This window comes from Solitalea canadensis DSM 3403 (assembly GCF_000242635.2).
Lineage (GTDB): Bacteria > Bacteroidota > Bacteroidia > Sphingobacteriales > Sphingobacteriaceae > Solitalea > Solitalea canadensis.
In genome coordinates this window covers 2860462-2883274 of the sequence record NC_017770.1, presented here as the reverse complement: position 1 = coordinate 2883274, position 22813 = coordinate 2860462, and the positions used below count along the sequence as shown (strand labels likewise).

At 37.7% G+C, this 22813-nt stretch carries 20 protein-coding genes; 4 read left to right on the top strand and 16 right to left on the bottom strand.

What is annotated here, in order from left to right; genetic code table 11:
- Positions 1-512 precede the first annotated feature (512 nt).
- From SOLCA_RS11820 to SOLCA_RS23170, 4 genes are all read right to left on the bottom strand, one after another.
- Complete coding sequence (locus SOLCA_RS11820; protein WP_014680687.1) at positions 513-1976, bottom strand: RagB/SusD family nutrient uptake outer membrane protein; 1464 nt, start codon at positions 1974-1976, stop codon at positions 513-515.
- A gap of 18 nt (positions 1977-1994) precedes the next feature.
- Positions 1995-5174 carry a SusC/RagA family TonB-linked outer membrane protein gene (locus SOLCA_RS11815; RefSeq protein WP_014680686.1) on the bottom strand — a complete coding sequence of 1060 codons (3180 nt, stop codon included), beginning with the start codon at positions 5172-5174 and terminating at the stop codon, positions 1995-1997.
- A gap of 249 nt (positions 5175-5423) precedes the next feature.
- Complete coding sequence (mazG, locus tag SOLCA_RS11810; RefSeq protein WP_014680685.1) at positions 5424-6221, bottom strand: nucleoside triphosphate pyrophosphohydrolase; 798 nt, start codon at positions 6219-6221, stop codon at positions 5424-5426.
- A 105-nt stretch (positions 6222-6326) separates the two neighbouring features.
- A complete protein-coding gene (locus SOLCA_RS23170; RefSeq protein ID WP_014680684.1) occupies positions 6327-6488 on the bottom strand; it encodes a hypothetical protein in 162 nt (53 codons plus the stop codon).
- 195 nt (positions 6489-6683) lie between these two features.
- Between SOLCA_RS23170 and SOLCA_RS11805 the strand changes: the two genes are divergently transcribed.
- On the top strand, positions 6684-7295 hold the full coding sequence (locus tag SOLCA_RS11805; RefSeq protein WP_157604560.1) for a GNAT family N-acetyltransferase: 612 nt from the start codon (positions 6684-6686) through the stop codon (positions 7293-7295).
- Positions 7296-7313: 18 nt separating this feature from the next.
- Here the strand turns inward: SOLCA_RS11805 and mnmD are convergent, their stop codons facing one another.
- Entirely contained in the window at positions 7314-8006 is a 693-nt protein-coding gene (gene mnmD / locus SOLCA_RS11800; protein ID WP_014680682.1) for a tRNA (5-methylaminomethyl-2-thiouridine)(34)-methyltransferase MnmD, read from the bottom strand.
- Between the two features lie 141 nt (positions 8007-8147).
- Here mnmD and SOLCA_RS11795 point away from each other — a divergent pair, with 141 nt between their 5' ends.
- Positions 8148-8687 (top strand): GNAT family N-acetyltransferase, encoded by a 540-nt coding sequence (locus SOLCA_RS11795; RefSeq protein ID WP_014680681.1) that lies wholly within the window; start codon positions 8148-8150, stop codon positions 8685-8687.
- Between the two features lie 176 nt (positions 8688-8863).
- Positions 8864-11485, top strand: a complete 2622-nt coding sequence (locus SOLCA_RS11790; protein WP_014680680.1) for a valine--tRNA ligase — start codon at positions 8864-8866, stop codon at positions 11483-11485.
- A gap of 185 nt (positions 11486-11670) precedes the next feature.
- On the opposite strand, the gene SOLCA_RS11785 is transcribed toward SOLCA_RS11790, so the two are convergent.
- On the bottom strand, positions 11671-12180 hold the full coding sequence (locus tag SOLCA_RS11785) for a hypothetical protein (RefSeq protein ID WP_014680679.1): 510 nt from the start codon (positions 12178-12180) through the stop codon (positions 11671-11673).
- 333 nt (positions 12181-12513) lie between these two features.
- On the opposite strand from SOLCA_RS11785, the gene SOLCA_RS11780 reads away from it, so the two are divergent.
- Positions 12514-13005, top strand: a complete 492-nt coding sequence (locus SOLCA_RS11780) for a copper resistance protein NlpE (RefSeq protein ID WP_014680678.1) — start codon at positions 12514-12516, stop codon at positions 13003-13005.
- A 63-nt stretch (positions 13006-13068) separates the two neighbouring features.
- Here SOLCA_RS11780 and SOLCA_RS11775 read toward each other — a convergent pair whose 3' ends face one another.
- The 10 genes from SOLCA_RS11775 to SOLCA_RS11735 form a co-directional block, all read right to left on the bottom strand.
- On the bottom strand, positions 13069-14928 hold the full coding sequence (locus SOLCA_RS11775; RefSeq protein ID WP_014680677.1) for a glycoside hydrolase family 35 protein: 1860 nt from the start codon (positions 14926-14928) through the stop codon (positions 13069-13071).
- A 171-nt stretch (positions 14929-15099) separates the two neighbouring features.
- Positions 15100-15480 (bottom strand): hypothetical protein, encoded by a 381-nt coding sequence (locus tag SOLCA_RS11770; RefSeq protein ID WP_014680676.1) that lies wholly within the window; start codon positions 15478-15480, stop codon positions 15100-15102.
- A gap of 83 nt (positions 15481-15563) precedes the next feature.
- The gene (locus SOLCA_RS11765; RefSeq protein WP_014680675.1) at positions 15564-16622 is read right to left on the bottom strand and encodes a hypothetical protein; all 1059 of its coding nucleotides are present in this window, start codon (positions 16620-16622) and stop codon (positions 15564-15566) included.
- Positions 16619-18292 carry an NAD(P)-binding protein gene (locus SOLCA_RS11760; RefSeq protein ID WP_014680674.1) on the bottom strand — a complete coding sequence of 558 codons (1674 nt, stop codon included), beginning with the start codon at positions 18290-18292 and terminating at the stop codon, positions 16619-16621. The genes SOLCA_RS11765 and SOLCA_RS11760 overlap by 4 nt, the downstream gene beginning before the upstream one ends.
- Complete coding sequence (locus SOLCA_RS11755) at positions 18270-19784, bottom strand: polyamine aminopropyltransferase (RefSeq protein WP_014680673.1); 1515 nt, start codon at positions 19782-19784, stop codon at positions 18270-18272. Before SOLCA_RS11755 ends, SOLCA_RS11760 begins: the two co-directional genes overlap by 23 nt.
- Before the next feature lie 27 nt (positions 19785-19811).
- Positions 19812-20699, bottom strand: coding sequence for a tetratricopeptide repeat protein (locus SOLCA_RS11750; RefSeq protein WP_014680672.1), 888 nt, complete (start codon positions 20697-20699; stop codon positions 19812-19814).
- A gap of 12 nt (positions 20700-20711) precedes the next feature.
- On the bottom strand, positions 20712-20936 hold the full coding sequence (locus SOLCA_RS11745) for a DUF350 domain-containing protein (RefSeq protein WP_014680671.1): 225 nt from the start codon (positions 20934-20936) through the stop codon (positions 20712-20714).
- Positions 20937-20957: 21 nt separating this feature from the next.
- On the bottom strand, positions 20958-21119 hold the full coding sequence (locus tag SOLCA_RS23165) for a hypothetical protein (protein WP_014680670.1): 162 nt from the start codon (positions 21117-21119) through the stop codon (positions 20958-20960).
- A gap of 3 nt (positions 21120-21122) precedes the next feature.
- The gene (locus SOLCA_RS11740; protein WP_014680669.1) at positions 21123-22424 is read right to left on the bottom strand and encodes a DUF4178 domain-containing protein; all 1302 of its coding nucleotides are present in this window, start codon (positions 22422-22424) and stop codon (positions 21123-21125) included.
- Positions 22424-22780, bottom strand: a complete 357-nt coding sequence (locus tag SOLCA_RS11735) for an S-adenosylmethionine decarboxylase family protein (protein WP_014680668.1) — start codon at positions 22778-22780, stop codon at positions 22424-22426. Before SOLCA_RS11735 ends, SOLCA_RS11740 begins: the two co-directional genes overlap by 1 nt.
- Positions 22781-22813 lie beyond the last annotated feature (33 nt).

Genomic DNA, 22813 nt, shown 5'->3' with positions numbered 1-22813 from the left:
TTGATAAAATTAAATATAAGGCATTCTATCAATCTTTCACTTATCTTACCTAACTTTTATTTGCAATATAGCTTGTAAAGGATAAGTTGGGTTGCAGTTTCAGCATAAAAGTAGGGATAGGCTCGGCGGTTATTTTAGTTGTGGTAGCAAGAATAAGGTAATCGCCTATCGCATCGATTAAAGCAAGAGTATCAGTGGTATAGATTAACGCAATCTTATGTTTATTTCGTTGGTTAAAGTCAGATTCGATTATTTGTAATTTGTACGTTTTAAAATAAAGAGAATCTCCCTGTCGATCAACCAAGCCCGGAATAATTTCATTTAAGTTCTTAATATATAACCCAATTGCGAAAGCTGTTTTGTAAGGGACGTTTTGTTCGGCTTTGGGTACGGCTTTATTAAAAAGCCAATTAATTGCGGTGTTTAATAGAATTATAGCGGTAAATGAAAAAAGAAAAGTCCCCGTTGGGGGACCTTCCTCTTAAAATATAGATAGTGAATTAGAAGTTTTCTTAGTCGTTTATAGCAGAGTTAGTGCGTACTTCAAGAGCCGGAATAGCAAAGTTGTATCGTGCATCCGAAGGCGGAATGTCAGCACCAGCACCAAGTGACTTAATAGGTTGTAATCTTCTTACCGCATCGTTAGCTCTGAAACCTTCACCTAAGAGCTCAATGCGTCTTTCAGTTAAGATCGAGATGATTAATGCGTCTTTATCAAGGGTTCCGAAATCGTAAGTTGGATCAGAACGTTTGTGAACGGCATCTAATAATGCACGTGCGCGAACCTGATCTCCAACTTCAGCCTCAGCCTCAGCAAGGTTCAATAACACCTCTGCATATCTGATCATTGGGGTATAATCAAGGAACGGAGATACGTTAGAATACTTAATTAAACATGGACTTGCTGCTGTACCACCGATTAACTTTGTTCTTCTATCGTCTGATGCTCTAAATTGAGCATTGCCCCAAATACCATTACTACTTTTGTTTAAAAAGTATTCAAGATTAGCACCTCCACCGGTATTAAAATAGTAGCCTAACTGGTTTTGAGTTCCAGGTACGTTTGTAACAGCCATTGGAAATGAGAAAATAGACTCCAATGTAGTGTATGAAGTATACGTTGTGGTTACAGATGGGTTTAAGGCATTAGAAACTCCTATCGGAGAAACAAATGGAGCAGTTGCAGGTACGATTTTGTTCGCTTCTGTAATTACTTTTGCATAATCTCCTTTAGCCAAGTATACACGCGTTTTTAATGCTCTTGCTGAATTCTTATGAGCTCTGGTAGTTCTTCTCTCCGCGTCAGTGCCATAGTTGTCAGGAAGTTCAGTTTCTGCTTCATCTAGATCTTTCAAGATTTGAGCATAGATTTCAGCAACGGAACTTCTTTTCAGTGCATTGTTGGCTGTTGTAGTTTCTGCTTTTAGTCGCAATGGTAATCCTTTTGATGCCCCTTGATCTAATTGATAAGGCTTAGCAAAAACTTGAACTAAAGAAAAATAAGTTAATGCTCTGATAAATTTTGCTTCTCCTTTGTAGTTGGTAGCTAAAGTTGCTTCTATTTTTGAAGAGTTAGCCTCTAAGCCTTCTAAAAATTGATTAACACGGTTAATGGTTAGATAACCTTGAGACCAAATATTAGTTATGTAGTTGTCATCAGCAGTTTGAGTTTGTTGCCATACAGAGTAACCTGTAACACCATTTGCTCTGTTATTTACAAATTCTTCACCTCTGATATCATTATAAATCATGTAACGACCACCAAACAAAGAGCCATTTTTTGCCGAGCTATAAAGGCCATTAACCTGTAATAAAATACGAGCTGGAGTATCAAAAGCTTGATCTGCAGGTAAGTTAAGCTCAGGCTTAGCTTCAAGGAAATCTTCTTTACAAGAAGAAAGGGTACCCGTTAAAGGTAGAGCAATTAATGCCACCTTCAAAAGATATGATGTATGTTTATTGTTGAATAATTTCATCGTTTTTCAATTAATTAATTAAAAACCTAAGTTTAAACCAAAGGTGAAGGATCTGCCTTGTGGAATAGTATTTCTTTCAACACCGGCAGCCAATTGATCGTTACCGTTTGTTGAAATTTCAGGGTCGGCACCTGAATACTTAGTTAGAATAAATGCATTAGATACTTGTGCATAAACTCTTAATGAGTTAATACCGATTTTGCCAAACACATTTTGAGGAATGCGGTAACCTAATACAGCATTTTGTAAGCGCAAGAAATCTCCTTTTTCAACGTTAGCATCAATTGGGAAAGATGAACCATTAGAAACATTGTCACCATAAATAGCAAGTGGAATTTCCGCGTTCTGTCCAGGAGTTGACCAAGCATTTAACACATCAACAGAGTTATTCCACTGACGTTGATCCAATAAACCTGCTCTCGAACCATTGTAAATGTAATTACCACCAGAGAAAGTGAAGTTTACACCTAAATCAAAGTTTCCATATTGGAAGGTGTTATTGAATCCTCCATACCAGGTAGGAAGAGTTCCCCCTAATATTTGCGCATCATTGCTGTTTACCGGATTTGCTTTAGTTCCATCTAAATAAGTCCATGCATTAGCTCCACCATGGTGTAAGTATTGTACTTTTTCACCGGCTTTATTGATGAAAATTCTACGACCGTTTTCTGGGTTTACCCCAGCAGTTTTAACTGCATAGATACTAGAAACAGGATAACCCACTTTAGTAATACTTGAGGTTTCTAAGTTACCAGTAGCTTGTGTAATAGGTGTATTGTCATCAACTAATGCAGTAACTTCGTTCTTGTTTAGTGTAACATTCAGATTGGCAGTCCATGAGAATTTTGCGGTTCTTACTGGCACAGCATTGATGCCAAATTCAAAACCTTTATTATACATTGAACCTACGTTCAATAAGATTTTGTTATCAGGAATCCCTTTTGAAGGAGATTGAGGTACTCCAAGAATCAAATTAGAAACATTGTTATAATAGTAATTCGCTTCTAAAGTTACACGATCATTCATGAAACCTAGATCAAAACCAATGTTTGTTTGGTTACTAGTTTCCCATTTCAACTCGTTGTTCCCTGCTTGGTTGAAAGCCCAAGTGTAATTACCTCCATAGTTACCTGCAGCATAAGTAGTATATGAACCATAATCGTTACTGATATTAGCATTACCCACTTTACCCCAACTTGCTTTTAAACGAGCGGAAGACATAACTTTCGATAATGAAGAGTTTTTATAGAAATCTTCTTCAGATAATGTCCATCCTAATGAAGCACCGCCAAAGTTACCCCAACGGTTGTTTGAAGCTAATGCAGAGCTACCATCTCTTCGTAAGTTTGCGCTTACAAAATATTTACCTGCATAGTTGTAACTAACGCTACTGAAGTAACCCTCTAGCATACGTTGATTGATGTCATTACCAGCTGATACGTTAGAAGAATAGGTGCCTTGAAATTGATCAAAGAAAGGATCTGCAATACCTTCTCGGGCAGCACCCCAGTTTTCAATTCTTGTTTTTTGAGCCTCAGAACCTACTAAAATGTTGAAATTATGTTTGCCATCTAGAGCAAATAAGTATTGTAAGGTGTTAACCCAGTTCCAGTTATTTCTGTTAGCGGTATTATTATAAGCACGACCACTATAAGCATAACCGTCACCGTTTAAAGGATTCCAGAATTGAATGTTTTCAATACTAGCTCTATCTAATGAATAAGATGTTTTAAATGTTAATCCCTTTAAGATGTTGAATTCACCAGCTAAATTACCAATGAAACGATTTGATTCTGAGCTATTTTTGTCTTTATCTATTAATACCAATGGATTTGACCAAGTGATTGGCACCAGGTTGTTGCCCTTTCCAATTGTATTATTAGACACACTATAGCTGCCATCTGCATTATAAGGAGCTACGTTTGGAGCCATTGCAACAGCAATACGTCCTAAACCTGAAGAGTTAAAAGCAGAACTAGAAGTTGCTGAACTACCAGGAGAAGAACCACTGTTAGGTGAAGCATTATAACTGTTTGCATAGCTTAAACCAGTTGATAATTTTAACCAGTCTGTAACTTTATGAGATAAGGTAACCCTTCCGGTTTTACGGTTAAATTCATTTGATTTTAAGAAACCATCCTGATCTGTAAAGCCAGCCGATAAAAAGTAGGTGGTTTTATCAGTTCCACCAGACACGTTAACGTTATGGTTTTGTGAATAAGCAGTGCGATAAATTTGATCGTACCATTTAGTATCGATTAGTGATCCATCTGCATTAAAAGCAGGGAAAAAACTTTTTCCATTAGCATCTCGTTGAGCAGCAGGAACCGCATTTGCATTTAATACTAAAGCTCTTGCTAAAGCAGCATTTTTATGATCAATGTATTGTTGAGCATTTAATACTTCTGGTAAACGTACGGCATTGTTTACACCATACCAACCATCATAGTTAACTTTTACACTACCTTGTTTACCTTTTTTTGTAGTAATGATCAAAACACCTGCAGCTGCTCTCGAACCATAAATTGAGGTGGATGCAGCATCTTTTAAGATGTCGACAGTTTCAATATCTGAAGGATTTATGTCACCTAATGGATTGTTGGTTGAAGAGTTGACTGATAAATCACTGGTCGAAATAGGAATACCATCAACAACAACTAATGGGAACGAACTCAATGAAATAGAGTTCACACCACGGATACGGATAACCGGAGGGTTGTTCAATAAACCGTTTGGCTGAACGATGCTAACACCGGTAGCTTTACCGGTTAAACCTTGTCCGAAACTTTGTACAGGCATTTCTTTGAATAGGTCGCCTTTGACAGTGGCGGCTGAACCTGTGAATTCCTGACGTTTCTGAATACCGTAACCAACCACAACAACTTCACCAAGTTGTTTTGAGTTCATTTCAAGTGAAATGTTAACGGTGCTAGTAGAACCTACTGTTACTTCTTTGGTATAATAACCAATAAAACTGAAGGTTAACATTTTGCTGCCTTCCGGAAGGGCAATGGAGTATTTTCCGGATGCATCTGTTTGAGCACCTAACGAACTTCCTTTAACAAGAATGTTAACTCCGGGGATTGGAAGCCCATCTTCTTTCGCAGTAACCGTACCGGTTATGGTACGAGTTTGCGCCATTGCTGAATTTGCTACTATGAGCAACACAGCAATTAAACTAAGTAAACTTTTCTTCATATAACTTTTCTTAACAGTGTTTAAGAGAGGGCAATATATATCTGTATTTTTACAAAACAAATTACATTGTAACGAATATGATGATATTTACTATTGGAATTGTCAATATATTTCACTATATATCAACCGATTGTGAAGGTTTAATGAAGTTAATGTAAACTTTATGTTACAATATAAAATCTACAGAATTTGTAGGATTTTAATTTAGCAATTAGGCTCATTCGATGTAATGAGCCTAATTAAATTTAATTATAATTTCTTTGCTTCGTTCCAGTAAACGTCCATCTCTGCTAATGACATATCCTTTAGCTGTTGACCATTTTCTTTTGCTCTTTTTTCAAGGTGTTGGAAGCGTTTTATGAATTTTTTATTTGTTTTTTCAAGGGCATCTTCAGCGTTTATGTCCAGAAAACGGGCATAGTTGATTAATGAGAATAATAGATCACCAAATTCGGCTTCTGCTTTTTCCTTATCGATAGGTCCTTCTTCGTTGAACTCAGAACGAAATTCAGCCATTTCTTCTTCCACCTTTTCCCAAACCTGATGTTTTTCTTCCCAGTCGAATCCTACGCCACGCGCTTTTTCTTGTATGCGAGAAGCTTTTACTAACGCAGGTAAAGAAACAGGTACGCCTTCTAAAACGGACTTATTTCCTTCTTTTAGTTTTAATTGTTCCCAGTTCCGCTTTACTTCTGCTTCATCTTGTACTGTAACATCTCCATAAATGTGTGGATGCCTTGAAATGATTTTATCGCAAGCTCCGTTTAATACATCAATGATGGTAAAGTCACTAGTTTCTGAAGCTATTTTAGCATAAAATACTAAATGAAGCATGATGTCACCAAGTTCCTTCTTGATTTCTACAGTATCTTTTTCCAGGATGGCATCGGCTAATTCATAAACTTCTTCAATGGTTAAGTGGCGGAGGCTTTCATGGGTTTGTTTCATATCCCATGGGCAACCGGCACGTAAATCGTCCATTATATTAAGTAAACGTTGAAAAGCTTCCTGTGGATTGTTAGCGGTAATTTTGCGATCGTTGAGCATACTTAGTTAATCAGGTATGCTGCAAAGGTAAGCTTTTTACCTTGCGTGATTAAGAATTTAAGGGAGATTTTGGAGAGAATGATAGCGGAGATGGAAAATATAGAATTATTCTTCCGGGTCTGCAAAACGCAAACGTCCAGGCTCATTCGGAATGTCACGGATATCATCAAAACAATAGTACTGCCCCTGAAAATAAAACAATGGTAATTGAAGCAATAGTTGGTGAAAATATCTGCTGTTTTCTAAATCAAATTGAGGCTTTTCCATCTTTTTCCGGATTGTTTTAAATTGTCATTGCAAATATAAATACTTTGATATTTTTTCAAAATAATATTCTATTGTTTTTTAAAATGTCAAAGTATTATACTGTAATGTGTAATAATGTTAACAATTATTCGTTCGGTTTTGTTTAAAATTTGTGTTGTTTTTAATCTTGGAGATACAAATATGTATCTTACAGTTATGAACAGATTTTATGAAATAAAGGATGTAGGAAGCCGCGAATTTCTAGCAGCTATGGATATTTACCGGGAGGCTTTTCCCGACTATGAAAGGCATGCTCAACAGGTGATCGAAGACCGGATTGTAAGTGGAAGAGAACTGCTTTTTGTTGCTGTTGATGAAAATAATTCGGTTGGACTAATGGCGTTGGTTTGGGATTTAAAAGGTACTGATTTTATCGTCTTAGATTATTTGGCCGTTGCAAGTTCTACGCGGGGACAAGGAATTGGTGGGCAGTTCATGGAGTTTATTAATCAATGGGTTCTTGAGCATAACAAAATACTTCTATTTGAGATTGAACATCCTGACTATGGTACTAATACTGAACAGCGTTTAAAAAGGTTAGTTTTTTATGAACGATATGGAGCTAAGAAAATAGAAAAACTGATTTATTATTTACCAAATCTGGCTGAGGGGGCGCCCAAAGAAATGCTTTTAATGACGATTCCTCCAGTTAAGATTTCTGCAGAACTATTAAAACAGGCTGTTGGTGAAATCTATTTGCATCTGTATGGATTAAATGAGGAACATGATTTAGTAAAACGCTTTAATCAGCAGATAGGAGGCTTTTAATACGTTGTTTAGTTAAATTTAGGCTTCTTGCTTTAAGGTTGCTCGTAACATTTCTCGTTTTCCTGCAGCTCCTTTAGGTTTTTCGATAGTAAACCCTAATCCTTTTAAAATACGTTTTAAGTTTCCGGTAATGCTATAGGTAACAAATATACCTCCCGGTTTTAGAAAGGAAACCACATGCTGTATCGTTTCCTGCGACCACATTTCGGGTTGAATGGCGGGAGCGAAGGCATCATAATAAATTATATCGAAGATGGGAGGTAGGGAAGTTGAAAGTATCGTTTTTTGCTCCATCCTGAGACTGGTATTTTTGTTGATTTCAATGTTGTTGCCTTCGATGAGTAAGTGGTAATTGGTAAGGAAATTCTTCCATATTTCAGCACTTATTACATTTTCAAACTCAATTTTTTGCATTACTTCTGGTTTAACCGGAAAGGCTTCAACCCCAACATAATTCAATTGGATGTTTTCTTTTGAACAATAATCTGCTGTAACTAAAAAATTTAAACCGGTACCAAAACCAACTTCCAGAATGCTTAGTTTTTGCACTTGACTTTGCATCCTGAAATGCTTGAGGCCCGTTTCTAAAAATACATGCTTAGCTTCTTGCAACGCCCCGTTTACAGAATGGTAAGTCTGCATCAGATCTTGTTGCAAAAGGGTAAAACTTCCATCCGCGGTTTTTAATAATTGAACGTTGCTGAATTGCATGTAATTTCTGTTTGGACTGCGAATTTAAGCATTTTTAAAACCGCTAAGGCTTCAAGACGCAAAGAATTATGGATGAAAAGCTTTGTACCGTAGCGTCTTCGTGGTAAAAAAACTAACTTCGACCGTATAAATTTTATTCATATGGAAAACATCTTATCGGTTAGGGAATTAAGCTCCGATGATATTGAATTAATTATAAACTACTGGACAACAGCTGATGAAGCTTTTTTAAAAGGAATGGGTGTGGAGCTTAGCAAACTACCAACTAAAGAACAATGGAGAGGAATGCTTTCAGAACAGCTGAGTCAAAGCTATGAGGAAAAGAAAGCTTACTGTGTGATTTGGCAGATCGACGGTAAGCCTGTCGGCCATTCCAATGTAAATAAGATCATTTTTGGAGAAGAAGCATTCATGCATTTGCACTTATGGAATAACCATGACCGAAAACATGGTGCAGGAGTGGAGTTGGTAAAAAAATCTTTGCCCTATTTCTTTAAAAATCTAAAGCTAAAGACGCTCTATTGTGAACCTTATGCCCTTAATCTGGCACCTAATAAAACACTAAGCAAAGTAGGATTCAGGTTTATAAATGAATACATAACCACTCCCGGATTCCTGAATTTTGAGCAGCCAGTAAATCGTTGGGAGCTAACCTCAGAACGTTTTAAAGAGTTGAAGTAACATAACAGCGATCCGAGCGCTCCCTTCTCCTCAAGGAGAAGGGCCGGGGATGAGGTGTATTTCTGCCCTAAATTTCCTATTTTTGCAAACTTCTGATTAAACCTGAACTAAATGATTTTGTATCATTTTAGAATCGGTGGTAATCAGTATATTAAATAAATCGGTGTAATCCCAAAATGAGTATTTCAAAAACATACAACCCGCGCGAGACAGAAGACAAATGGTACAGCTATTGGCTGGAAAAAAAGTTTTTTAAGTCAGTTCCAGATGAACGTGAACCCTACACAGTTGTAATTCCGCCACCAAACGTTACTGGCGTATTACACATGGGACACATGTTAAACAACACCATCCAGGATGTGCTGGTCCGCCGTGCTCGTATGCAAAATAAGAATGCATGCTGGGTGCCCGGTACCGATCACGCTTCTATTGCTACTGAGGCCAAAGTAGTTGCTATGTTAAAAGAAAAAGGCATCAACAAAAAAGACCTTAGTCGCGAAGATTTTCTGAAATACGCTTGGGAGTGGAAAGAAAAATACGGAGGTATTATTCTTGACCAGTTGAAAAAACTTGGAGCTTCCTGCGATTGGGATCGCACTAGCTTTACCATGGATGCTCCTCTTTCTGAGGCTGTTATTGATACATTCATTCATTTGTATAAAAAAGGATGGATCTATCGTGGCGTGCGTATGGTAAACTGGGATCCGCAAGGAAAAACGGCGGTTTCGGATGAAGAAGTAATTCGTAAAGAAGTAAACCAGAAATTATATTATATCAAGTATAAAGTTTCAGGTGAAGATGGTTTTGTAATGATCGCAACCACTCGTCCTGAAACCATTATGGCAGATACGGCAATTTGTATCAACCCTAATGATGAGCGTTTTACTCATCTTCATGGTAAAAAAGTATTCATTCCATTGATTAATCGTGAGATTCCGATCATTTTGGATGAATATGTGGATATGGAATTTGGTACAGGATGTTTAAAAGTTACTCCGGCTCACGACTTAAATGATTACGAGTTAGGTATTAAACATAAATTGCCTGTTATTGATATTTTGAACGATGATGGAACATTGAACGAAAAAGCCGAAATTTTAGTAGGTGAAGATCGTTTCATTGCTCGTAAAAAGATCGCCAAATTATTAGAAGAAGCAGAACAACTAGAGAAAGTTGAAGAATATAAAAGCCAGGTAGGTTTTTCGGAACGTACCGATGCCGTTATTGAACCTAAACTTTCATTACAATGGTTCTGTAAAATGAGTGAGCTTTCTCAACCAGCTTTGGAAGTAGTTTTAAATGGTGAAGTTCAGTTAATTCCTGATAAATTCATCAATACCTACCGTCACTGGATGGAGAATGTAAAAGATTGGTGTATTTCACGTCAGCTTTGGTGGGGACAACAAATCCCGGCTTGGTATAATGAGAATGGGGAATACGTAGTTGCTAAAACAAAAGGAGAAGCAGAAGCTGAGTTTAAAGCCGCTAATCAGGCATTTTCTAATGTAGTACAAGATGAAGATGTAGTTGATACCTGGTTCTCGTCATGGTTATGGCCAATTTCGGTTTTTGATCCTTCTGTATTCGGAAATTCCGAAAGTAAAGGTAATGCCGACCTTCAATATTATTATCCAACAAATGATTTGGTTACAGCACCGGAAATCTTGTTTTTCTGGGTAGCTCGTATGATCATGGCGGGTAATGAGTTTCGTAAAGAAGTGCCATTTAAAAATGTGTACTTAACCGGAATTGTTCGCGATAAATTGGGCCGAAAAATGTCCAAATCATTAGGTAACTCGCCAGATCCGTTAGAACTCATTGAAAAATATGGTGCCGATGGCGTACGTGTGGGGATGTTACTTTCTTCTCCGGCAGGTAACGACCTGATGTTTGATGAGGCCTACTGTGAGCAGGGAAGAAACTTTGCTAACAAAATCTGGAACGCATTCCGATTAGTAAAAGGTTGGGAAATTAAAGAAGGTGGCGACGATAATAATGAGATAGCAATTGCCTGGTTTGAGCATAAATTCAATGCTTCATTAGCAGAGATTGAAGAGCACTTTAATGCTTTCCGTTTGTCGGATGCATTGATGGCAACGTATAAATTGGTTTGGGATGATTTCTGTGCGTGGTATCTCGAAATGATTAAGCCTGTTTATGGTGAACCTATCGATAGAGAAACCTATGATGCAACCATCGATATTTTTGAGCGTTTATTGAAGTTGGTTCATCCGTTTATGCCATTCTTATCAGAAGAACTATGGCATGAAATCGCAGAGCGTTCGGAAATGGATTGTATCATTGTATCGCACTATCCACAATCGGTTCCTTTTGATGCTAAAGTGTTAAAATCAATGGATGCTGTTTTGAATGTGATTTCACAGATGCGTAATATCCGCAACTCAAAACAAATTAGTCCGAAAGAGGCATTACCATTAGCAATTAAGATCAATAGTGAAATTACTTATCAATTGTTTACCGGCTTGATCAGTAAATTAGCCAATACCTCATCAATTGATTTTGTAACCGAAAAGGCAGCTGGAACAGGATTCCATGTTGGTACAGATGAATTTTTTGTAGACCTGGGATCAAATATTGATGTTGAAGCTGAACGTGAACGAATCAATAAAGATTTAGAATACCTGAAAGGTTTCTTAAAGTCAGTTGATGCGAAATTAAGTAATGAGCGTTTTGTTCAGAATGCAAAACCTGAGATCATCCAAAACGAACGTAATAAAAAAGCCGACGCCGAATCTAAAATCAAAGCGTTAGAAGAGAGTTTGGCGGCGTTGGTGTAAGTTTTTAGTCCGGAGTCCTGAATCGGGAGTCCATGGTCGATAGTCCATAGTCCATAGCATTTGCGTGGTCTGTGGACTATTTTTTTATTTAGTTCTTGAGTTCAAAGCCTTGAGTAAGGAATCAATGGTCCAAATAAATATGGACAAACAGACTCAGAACTCAAGACTCCGGACTCTCAACTAATCTACTGTCTCACCAAAGCCTCATTTGCTTTCTTAAGCATCTTCATTTGCTCCATTTCCCCTTCAAGTACTTTTACCAATATAAAGTCGTTCTTATTTTCCAGGTTTACCACCCACATATCTCGTTGACTTTGCTTTATATTTATCGCCTGAGTAATACTGTAATCAGTGTATTGCTTCATCACCTGTGTTTTAATTGGTGCTGGTAGGTGTTTTTCACTGCCGTAAATAATATGATAAAGTAGTTTACCATTTTTTGAATACAGGGCGTGATTTCTTTGATCATTCAGGATGAAATTGACAATATACCGTTTGTTCACTTCCACCCATCTCATTTCGGTTGCACCTTTAAAAGCAGTTTCAAAAGCAACATTAACTTTTTGATTTACTACAGTGCTGGTAGTTTTTTCCGTAACCGTAATTTCAGGAAGTTGTACTTGTGCAGTGGCGGTAGTTGCAAAAAATACTGATATCATGCATCCGCAGATTTTAGAAATTAGTTGCTTTTTCATGATGTTAGAATTAGGTTATAATAATTAGTTATTTGTCTGGAAATAGTTGAAACAAAAGCAGCAATATAACCGAGGAAAAGGAGCTTGACAGAACTGAATTTTTAGCTTTTGTTGGTAAGGGAAAATTATAGAATAGCTTGTAAATAAGTTGTTTTTTGCTGTATCAATGCAATTGTAGAAGATGTATCAATATGGATACTAGGTATTCTTTTTGATGTAACTATGTAACAATCTGTTTGTTAGTGCGATTTTTCAGAACTATGTAATGAATGGAAATATGATTATATATATCCATTTCGTTATATTTCTAAATAATAGTCTAACGAAAACTTTATGAAAAAGATATTTTACTTAGGGCTAGCCATAATGCTACTTGCAGCTTGCCAATCTAATCAGAAACAAAAAGCAGCAGAAAGCGCCGCAGATAGTATAGCTGCCAGTATTGATTCTGCTTTGTCAGACTCGTCAAATACCGAAGAGGTTATGGATAAGAAACTGATGGGATCTTATTCAGGAACCCTTCCTTGTGCCGATTGTGAAGGAATTAAAACTGAGTTATTTATCTATCTGGACAATACTTATGTACTAAAGGAAACTTATTTGGGAAAGGGTGACGGAAAACCATTTGAATCAACTGGCAAGATTAATACTGAACGTGGATATGATAAAGATAACGACGCTACGGTTTATGTGTTGAATTATGATAAACCCGGACAAGAACGTTATTTTGTACGATTTACTAATAAGGGCAATAAGTTGGTGATGCTTGATAAAGAGCGGAAAATGATCGAATCAAAATTGAATTATTCGTTAGATAAACTATAGTTAAAATAAACTCCCCGATAGAATAGCTATCGGGGAGTTTATTTTTATGGTTAGTTGTATTGCTTAATCTGCACTTTTCAGTTTATCCAAAACCGGTGTTTTTACCCCTTTTACTGTTGCTGATGGAACTTTGTTGAATTCAACGATTGTTATTTCATTAGCACCTTTTTTTAGCCAGCATCCCGGTAAATATAATGTTTGTTGCGGTCCCACATTCCAATAGCGACCCAAATGATATCCATTTACAAATACAATTCCTTTTCCCCAGGCCTCCATATCTAAAAAGGTATCTCCTGTTTCCGTAAGATTGAACGTGCCTTTTAAAACAACTGGTTGGCTTTTTACTTCTTTCGCTTTAATGCTGGCCACTTCTTCCTGCTTTTCGAGTGGCATTTTATACATTTTCCAGTTGCCGGAAATTTCAGTGCCATTAATCACAACCGGACTAATAATGCCTTTATTGTTCTCCGTTATTTTTGCTCCATAATTGATACGGCCCATGTTTTCAACAAAAATATCCAGCGTCGCATTAAAAGGAACATCAATTTCGCAAGAGTAATTCTTGTAATAGCGGTTTAATTCAGCCACTTTCTCTCCATTTACGTATACGAGCGCATAATCACGTAAGCCATTTAGTTCCAGTTTTCCTGAGATTGGTTGGTTGAACTTTCTGCTGTATAAAACATAACCATGTCCTTGATTTAATTCTTCGAATGTTAATGGTTTATCATTCACAACGGGTTGAATCGTATTTTTAAGATCCAATAGAGCAGCGGTTTGAGTTAACTTGATTTCCGGAATTTCAATAACAGGTAAAGGTTGAGGAACTTCCGGAATTTTGTAGCTAACGTGCTTCTTCATCAACTCACGGATCGCTATATACTTTGGAGTGGCCCAACCTGCTTCACTGATAGGGGCATCATAATCATAGCTGGTCATATCCGGCTGAATATCATGATTCTTATCGTAATTAGCTCCGGATGTATAACCAAAGTTTGTTCCACCATGAACCATGTAATAATTGAAAGAAACGTTATTTTGAAGATACTTTTCAGTTTGTTTTACCACATCTTCGGTAGGAACTTTAGGAAAAGGTTCGGCCCAATGATCAAGCCATCCAGGATAGAACTCGGCCACCATATACGGTCCTTTGCCACCGTTATATTGGTCTACTACTTTTTTAAGGTTTTCAATATTGTCTTCTCCATTAGCGGTTGGCAAACAGTTCTCAATCGATCCTCCTTCAAACAACCAACTTCCATCTGAAGTAAAAAGTGGAACATCAAAACCTGCTGCTAATAATTGAGCTTTAATGGCAGAACTGTATGCTTTATGTTCAGCCAGCGGAATGTCTTTGCGTTGTGCAACATATGAACCAAACTCATTTTCAGCCTGCACCATAATGATGGGGCCGCCTTTCGTTATTTGCTGGTTCTTTACTTCTTTTGCCAGGTGATCAATATATTCTTTACAGGCAGCTAAAAACTTAGGATTGTTTCTCCTTACTTCTAAGCCTTCTACGTTTTGTAAAAACCATGGGTAACCGCCGTATTCCCATTCAGCACACGCGTATGGACCGGGACGAAGAATGACCATTAAACCTTCTTCTCCGGCAATTTTAATGAACTCAGAAATGTTCTTATTGCCGGTTTTAAAATCCCAAACACCAGGTGCCGTTTCATGGTAATTCCAAAAAACATAGGTAGCCACTGAGTTAAGCCCCATTGCTTTCATCATTTTTAAACGGTGACGCCAGTACTCTTGTGGAACCCGTGCGAAATGCATTTCTCCGGAATGAATCTGAACAGGTTTTCCGTCGTAGACAAATGCACCGTTTTCAATTTTAAAAGTATGTTTTGTTTTTTGTGCCTGTGTTGAAACCGCTACTAAAAGCGATAATCCCAACAATAAAATCTTCTTCATCAAATAGTTTACGTTGTTGTATGACGAAGATATATTTTATTTAATGAATGAATAATAACAAAAGAAACGCAATCGTTTGCGCTATTTTAATCAGGTGAGAAGTAGAAAAAAAGGAAGCCACTCCGAAAAAGAAGTGGCTTCTGACCTAACCAAATATATAAGAAAAACGTATTAGTTTGCTTTTTTAGGCGCAGGCTGATTGGTTTTATAGCGCATATCAGGAGTGCCATCTTTCTTTTTAGGTCCTGCAGTTTTTGCAGCTTCCTGATTAGTTTTGTAGCGCATGTCTGGAGTACCGTCTTTTTTTACGGGAGCGGTTGCCGAAACAGTAGATTTTGTATCTTTTTGCGCTTTGGCAGCAGTTTTAGTGGTTGTCTCGGTGGCTTTTGTGGTAGTAGCTTTAGCTGCTGTTTTTGTTGCTGATGTTGTTTTTTTAGCTGAAGCAGTTACCGTTTTAGTATCTTTTTTTACAGTTGTTGCAGGAGCGGTTTGAGCAAAACTTACTGCTGTTCCTAATCCCAAAGCAGCAATAAATAATAATAGCTTTTTCATGATGCTTATTGTTTTTTTGATGATACTAAGATCTTGTTAGGATATGAAGAAATGATGAAGAAAGGGAATTACTTTAAAAATGTTTATGCATGACTTTTCTTCCAAATAAATCCATCTAAAACATAATGAGTTGATTGGGGTAAGGAAAGCAACGGAACAATCAATGCCAGCGTTTCCTTGCTTGTAATAGTCGGAAGCTGCTTGAAAATTCCAAAAAAGGGTTGATGCTCTTTCCATATAAATCCGTCCCATAGACCCTCTTCAAGGTAGGCCAGAACGACGATTATTCCCAGAAAGATGAGAATGCCATAAGAACGCTTCAAATGGATTAATAATGAACCTTTATAATCGGGACGTTCTTTCTTTTGCATAAACCAAACCAAGGACATATACGGAATGCCATGCGAAACGACATTTAGCGTTGTAAAGGCCATATCTCCATTGAAATAAACAATTCCGAAATACCATGACAAAAAAGTGCCACCGATGATAAGGTTGCGGGGAATGTTAAACTGTTTATACTTAAGAATGATGAACGTTTCCTTGATAAGGTAAATGCATAGGACAAGAAAGTACAAGACCGTGACTAAACTCAATAAAAGATCGGAATGAAATTGAAAAAACTCTCCATCAATAAACCAATTAAAATTACGATCATCTGATAAATGCCAGTACACTAAAGGATAAAGTGTTGCTGTATAAATACTAATTACGTCAATAGTTTTACACCAATCAGGCGACTGGTTTTCAGTACGTGAATAAAGTCGCATGAAACCATATTGCTGCCTGATAAAGTGAAAAACTGCCAGATAGGCCAAAATCCTCCAAAATAACATTCCATCAATACTGTGCAGTAAAACTCCGACTACATAGCAAACAACCGGTATGGCCATGTATAGTGAATAATGTTTTTTTAATCGCTGTGGATTAAAATAGGTTTGATATAAGGTGGTGTATACATGGGCCACATCAATCAGCAATATTAAAAACACCCAGTAGAGCAGGGGAATACTTCCAGCCTGTTGAAACACAGCTGGGAAAAGTAGGATAGCCAATAATGCAACAAATGGTGGTGATAGGATAAAAAGCAGATCTGCCTTTGCTGAGTATATCCACGATTGTTTATTAGTTATTGTACTCATATAGTAGCTATCATTTGCTGTGCAGCGGTTATTCCCTGATGAAATCCTTCTTCAAAAATAGAAACGCCACTTAGATCAGTATGCGCAAAGAAGATTTGTCCGTTAATTGGTTTGGCTGCTTTTTGTCTTTCTTCACCCCAAATAAAACCCGGCTCAGGCCGGATCATCCCATGTCCCCATATCCATATATCAATCGACTCAATAAAGGCTGTAATGCCCTTATGCGACCGTTCTAAGTCATCACAAACCATTTGTACCCAATCATCATAACTGCGTATAAAGGCAGCTAAACGCTGTACTTTAGGCTCACGACCAGTTAAGGGTAAATAATACGTCAGTACGCGTTTCTTTTCGTTTTGGTTGATATGTTGGTGATTGGCATTTACATAGCCAACCGATTCACTTTCAAATAATACGTTATCCCAACAAAGACCAATTCCTTTTGCTTCCGGTAATTGATTAACAGTAATGTTAGCAATCATCCATGGTGCATAATTAAAGTGATTGTACAATTCGGCTGTCCGGTTGCTTTTTACGGTTTTTAATAAACGTTGGTTAACAAACTGGGGACAAGCCAATAGGATTTTTTTTGCTTCAATGACTTTACTCGTGTTGGCCACAGGATCAAAAACACTTACCGTTACATTGTTTTCATTATGATCAATATGATATGCCAGCGAATTAACAATTATGTGTTCAGCGACTTGTTTGCGCAATTGTTCGGCCAGCCAGGCATTGCCTTCGGGCCATGTTAACAGATCGCCATTTTTTGCGTTTGCCGCTTTACCTTTTCGTGCGGCGAAGTAATGAATCCCAGCCCATGCAGATGTCTGCTCAATTGTACTTCCATAATCGTCTTTGCACCCATAATTTAAATACCAGCGCAAATGTGGGGATGTAAAGTCTTCCTGATCTAAATAAGTGGCAAAATTGATTTTGTCGAGTTGGATAAACTGTTGATCCTGAGAACTGTTTTTAAGAGGAATCGTAAAAGCAAATTTGCCATCATTCCCTTTGGCAGTTCTAAAAGCTTCCATCAATTTTAAAAAGCGTTCTATCTGCTGTTTCTCCTTTTCATCTATTCCGATGGAGGGAATGACTCCTTCTTGCCATTGGCCACGGATGTATAAACGCTCCTCCGGATCGAAACATAATTGATATTCATTGAATACAGGAAGACCTTCCGGATTAAAACCTGTAATCGTTCCGATTTCTTGTAAGAAACGGATCAATTCAGCATCTTCGGGATCAGGAATCGGAAGATAATGGGCTCCCCAGGGATAAGCCGAAACATCGTTTTGCCCTTTTGAAGAATTGCCACCTATATGCTTATCCAGTTCGATAAGTTTGAAATTAGAGATGCCGTGCTTCTTTAACTCACGCGCAGCCGAAAGACCCGAAATACCACCTCCGATAATCAGGTAGTCAATTTGTTCTTTAACAGATGGCTCAGGAATGGAAAGCTTGTCGCGCAGTAAATGTCCGATTTTGGCATTAGCCCCAACCATACTTCCTGTAATATATCTGGTATTTTTTGAGCGTTTTTTTTTATAAAAGTATCCGCCGGCAATAGCCGCGGTTAAACCGATTCCGGCCCTTAATAAAAATGCTTTTCGGTTTAACTGACTTAACAAATTGCGAGGTTTATTATAAGAACTTTGCCCACTCATCTTCAAAATAATGCACTAATACCTGATTATTCAGTTTGTTGATTTCTGTAGGAACCTTTGCCATGTCTCCGGGAAAATACAGCATCTGTTTAAGGCTTTCCTGATTCACAAACTTTAATCCCGCCGGAAACTGGCCCGGTAAATTGTACGAAGGCTTTTTCATGCCCATTACGTATCCCCATTCTCCAAATGAGGGAACATATACATGGTAAGGAACTGTATTTAATCCAACCGATTGTAACGTTTTATCGATACACCAGAAAGATTTTGGTGCAACATACGGTGAGGTAGACTGGATAACCACAATACCTTCGGGTGAAAGCAACTTCTCGATTTCTGAATAAAATCGATTGCTGTATAATTTTCCGATTGAGAAATTAGAAGGATCAGGGAAATCGATCACTATAAAATCATATTGCTCGTTTTGTTGTTTTTTCGCCCAGGTAAAAGCATCAGTATTGATTACTTTAACTTTAGGAGAAGAAAATGAATGTAAATTCAAAGCCGACAACATGCTGTTATTGGTGAACATGGAGGTCATTTCTTTATCCAGGTCAACTAAAGTTACCGATTGAACATTCGGATATTTCAGGATCTCACGTACAGCAAGTCCATCGCCACCTCCTAAAACCAATACTTTTTTTGCGTAGGGAAGCGCTGCCAATCCCGGGTGAACCAATGCTTCATGATAACGATATTCGTCTGCCGAACTGAACTGTAAGTTTCCGTTCAGGAAAAGTCGTAATTCACGTTGGTTTTTAGTGATTATGATGCGCTGATAATGAGTGGTTTTTGAGTAAATGATCTTATCTGGGTAAGCCATCGATTCGGTAAAGCTCATGATCTTATCCGCATAAACAAAGCCAGCCAGCAAAACAACCATGCATAAAATGGCCTGCACCTTAAGTTGTTTTTGCCAGCTAATTTCTTTCTTAAACTGCCACAACACAATTATTGCCACAGCAATGTTCAATAATCCGAAGAAATAAGAGGTACGGATAATTCCTAAATGGGGAATCAGCAGTAAAGGAAAAATTACTGATGCCAATAAAGCACCGATATAGTCAAATGTGAATACTTTAGAAACCAGGTCTTTAAATTCAAACCTGTTTTCGAGAATCCGCATCAGCAATGGTATTTCTAAGCCTACAAATGTTCCGGTAAGCATAACCATCATGTACAATAACAGTCGGAACGATTCGGTTTGTTCAAATAAAAAAAACAACAGGGTAGAACTGGTGCCACCAACCAACCCAACCAATAACTCAATTTGAATGAACCATGATAGCAGATTCTTCTCAAAATGTTTTGATAACCATGAACCAATTCCCATGGAGAAAAGGTAAACCCCGATAATTGTTGAGAACTGGGTTACGGAGTCGCCCAAAAGATAACTTGCCAATGTACCTGCCACCAGCTCATAAATGAGGCCGCATGTAGCAACTACAAAAACAGACAGTAATAATAAAATGTGAAATCGGTTTTGGTTCACTGTATTAACTAATGCTTAACAGAAAGATCAATTAGATCCTTCAAATGAAATATTGTATTGTTTGGCCTTTTGATTAAATAAGTCGAGTTTATTTTTCTCTTTAAGTGTATTGTAGATTATGGCAATCAATTTTTTCCCATCTTCCACATAAGGTGATTTGTTTTCACTGTAGATCCGGTAAGCCCTGAATGCGTTATCCAAAGCCTCTTCATATTCTTGAGCTTCAAAAGATACTTTAGCAATGCCAAAATAACCCTCAGCATTATGAGGATGATAAAATCGCAACTGTTTAAAATATTCCAGGGCTTTTTCATTCTGTTTTTTAAACAAACAGATGCCTGCAATATTTAACAAGGCCACATCTCCCTGTGGAAAAACCTGCAGTGATTTTTTGTAATACTTTTCTGCATTGGTGTAATCCGAAGTTTTCCGATAGCAGATGGCTGTATTGTCAAGGGCAAAAATGAACAGAGAATCTATCGCAATTGCTTTTAAGTACTCTTTAATAGCTGCTCCATATTCCTTTACTTCGGCATATGTATTTCCTTTCAAGTAGGCCTTGTTCGCATTTTCGTCCTTTGAAAGGGTATAATACTCCACCGTTTTAATATTTATAACGGCGTTGCGATAATTTGGACACTGCTCAAAGAGTACCTCCATCGATGACTGCAATAAGGATTGTATCCCTTGAACTGTGGTGTATTTCTTTCGTTCTTCATCAGGTCCATTCAGAATTACGGAAGCAGATGCGCTACTAATGCATTGGTTGATTTGAGCCTGTAAAGAATCGGGTTCAATTGTGCGCACCGATTCAATGCATTTACAGGCATTTTCGGCTATTCGAACAGCGGTTTCCTGCGCTTTGGCAAAGAAACCTCCTGTTAATAGAATTCCGAGCACTAGTATTCTTTTCATTTCGATGAAAATTTAACCGTGTATTGCCGAAGCAATGATAATTGCCAATGCGATCATGTAGGCAGAAGCCATTAAAGCCAGCGCCATATTTCTTTTTTCAAGGATTTCTTTCCAAAGATTTTCTGGAGTGATTTTTTCAATTATCCAGAATGAAACTAATAAAATTAAGATACCCAGGCCCGAATATAAAATGGAAGCCACAACATATTTTACGTTAATAAGTTCAGATAAAGTCATATTAGTAGTAGTTTAAGTTTTTTATTTGTGATAATAACTACGTGTATAGCCACTCCGGTTTTCTTTGCTTTGGTTATCGTCGCCCAATAGCTTAATTCCGTTAAGTGTTAACCACGTATAGCCTCCCAATGCGATCATAAGCAGCAGGATGTAATATTTTAGTTCTTTTAAATTTTGTAGCATAATCTAATTGTCTCTATCATAAGGAGAATAATCACTGTTCGACCAGCGTTGACGATCGAAATAGGCCCTTCTTACAAATTGAAAAATAGGATAAACTGCAATGAGGAGTAAGAAAATGAAAAAGTTAGACCACAGTATGGTGTTTTGAGTGATCACCACTTCTAGTCCTTCATCTCCGCGTCCATCGGATGCAGGTTCAATGCTTAGGTGATAATAGCCAGAAGGAATATTACTTAGTACAGCATTGGCATCACGGCTGCCTTCCGTCCATGATTCGCCATCTTCATATCCATGATAAAATTCAATGGCTTTGCTGAAATCATAAAACTGACCGGTTTTGTCATTGATGAGTGTTATTGGAACTTCCATCCATTCATTACTCACATCCGAACGTAACTCAACATTCAAAGCTGTAGGGCCATCTACTTTAAAGCTGCCTGTATTAATGGTCTTATAACTTCCGCCTCCCCAACCGGCAGAATCACGTTGAGGAATGTAGTTTTCATGAAAGACCTCTTTTTCGGGCTTATTAAAATTGAACGCCCATAAGATCGCAAACATCAGAATAACTGTAAATGTAGTTACCATCATTAAGCCGTTGAATTGTCTTTCAAATGCTGCAGGTTGATTAGCTCCGACACCAAAACGGGTAGGGAGTACGTTTCTCTTAATTTTGAAAGCCTCAGCCACCTCTGAAGGAGTATTATAAGTTGCGAGGAACCAGTCGCCTGACTTTCCCTGGTTTTCGCGAACAAGCATACAAGGAGGCGCAATCAGTTCTCGTGCATTAATATGCTCATTAACAACATCCCAATCGAACTCGCCTGCTGCATAAAGCAACTGTGGCTCATATTTATTAAACAGCTTATATTCCTTGTCCTGATAAGTAACCGAATAGTTATTGCCTTTTACTGAAGTTAAATCAGGGTAATGATTAGTACCAGCGATAAAGTTCCAGTGCCCGTCAAATTCTGATAAAAACGCATATCCTTTTTCGGCATTAATTAAGAGGTATTCGCGCCATTTATAATTATTTCCTTTTTCCTTTTTTACCATAAATCCGGCAAGTGTATACGAATTGCCTTCAAATGTTCCGATACTGCCTATCGGTATGGCAGGTTTTGCCTCAAAATCCTTTATGTTAAAGGATCTGATCTGCATACGGAAAGTGAAAAAGGTATGGCAGTTTGCACATCCGAAATGATTGCTATTGGTATAATCAAATACCTTAAACTGGGTGCCGCAATCAGGACAATTTACAAACCCGGTGCTGGTTAAATGCTTATGATTCAGTAAATCTCCCATTAGCGTGCAATTTCATGTTTATTCATTTCAGAACCACCAAAAAAATCAAGTGTTTCAGCATAGATCGCCTTTACCTTATGGTTGTTTACCTGTTTGAAATTGGAGAGAAAAACATCAAACGTTGCCAGGTTAAACTCAGGCCATGTGTGGATTGAAAGATGTGATTCAGTTAAGCAAATTACAGCTGTAAACCCTCCGTTTTCGAAGTTATGATACACTTCGCCCACTTTTGAAAGTTCAAAACGGTTGATCAGTTCATCAAAAAAAGGTTTACAAAAAGTATGGTCAGAGAGCAGATTGTTTTTGGCAGATGAAAATTCGGCAATAATGTGTAAGCCGGGCTTATAGCTCGTCATTAATTTAGTGTAGCTGATTAGTTGTCGGGCAAA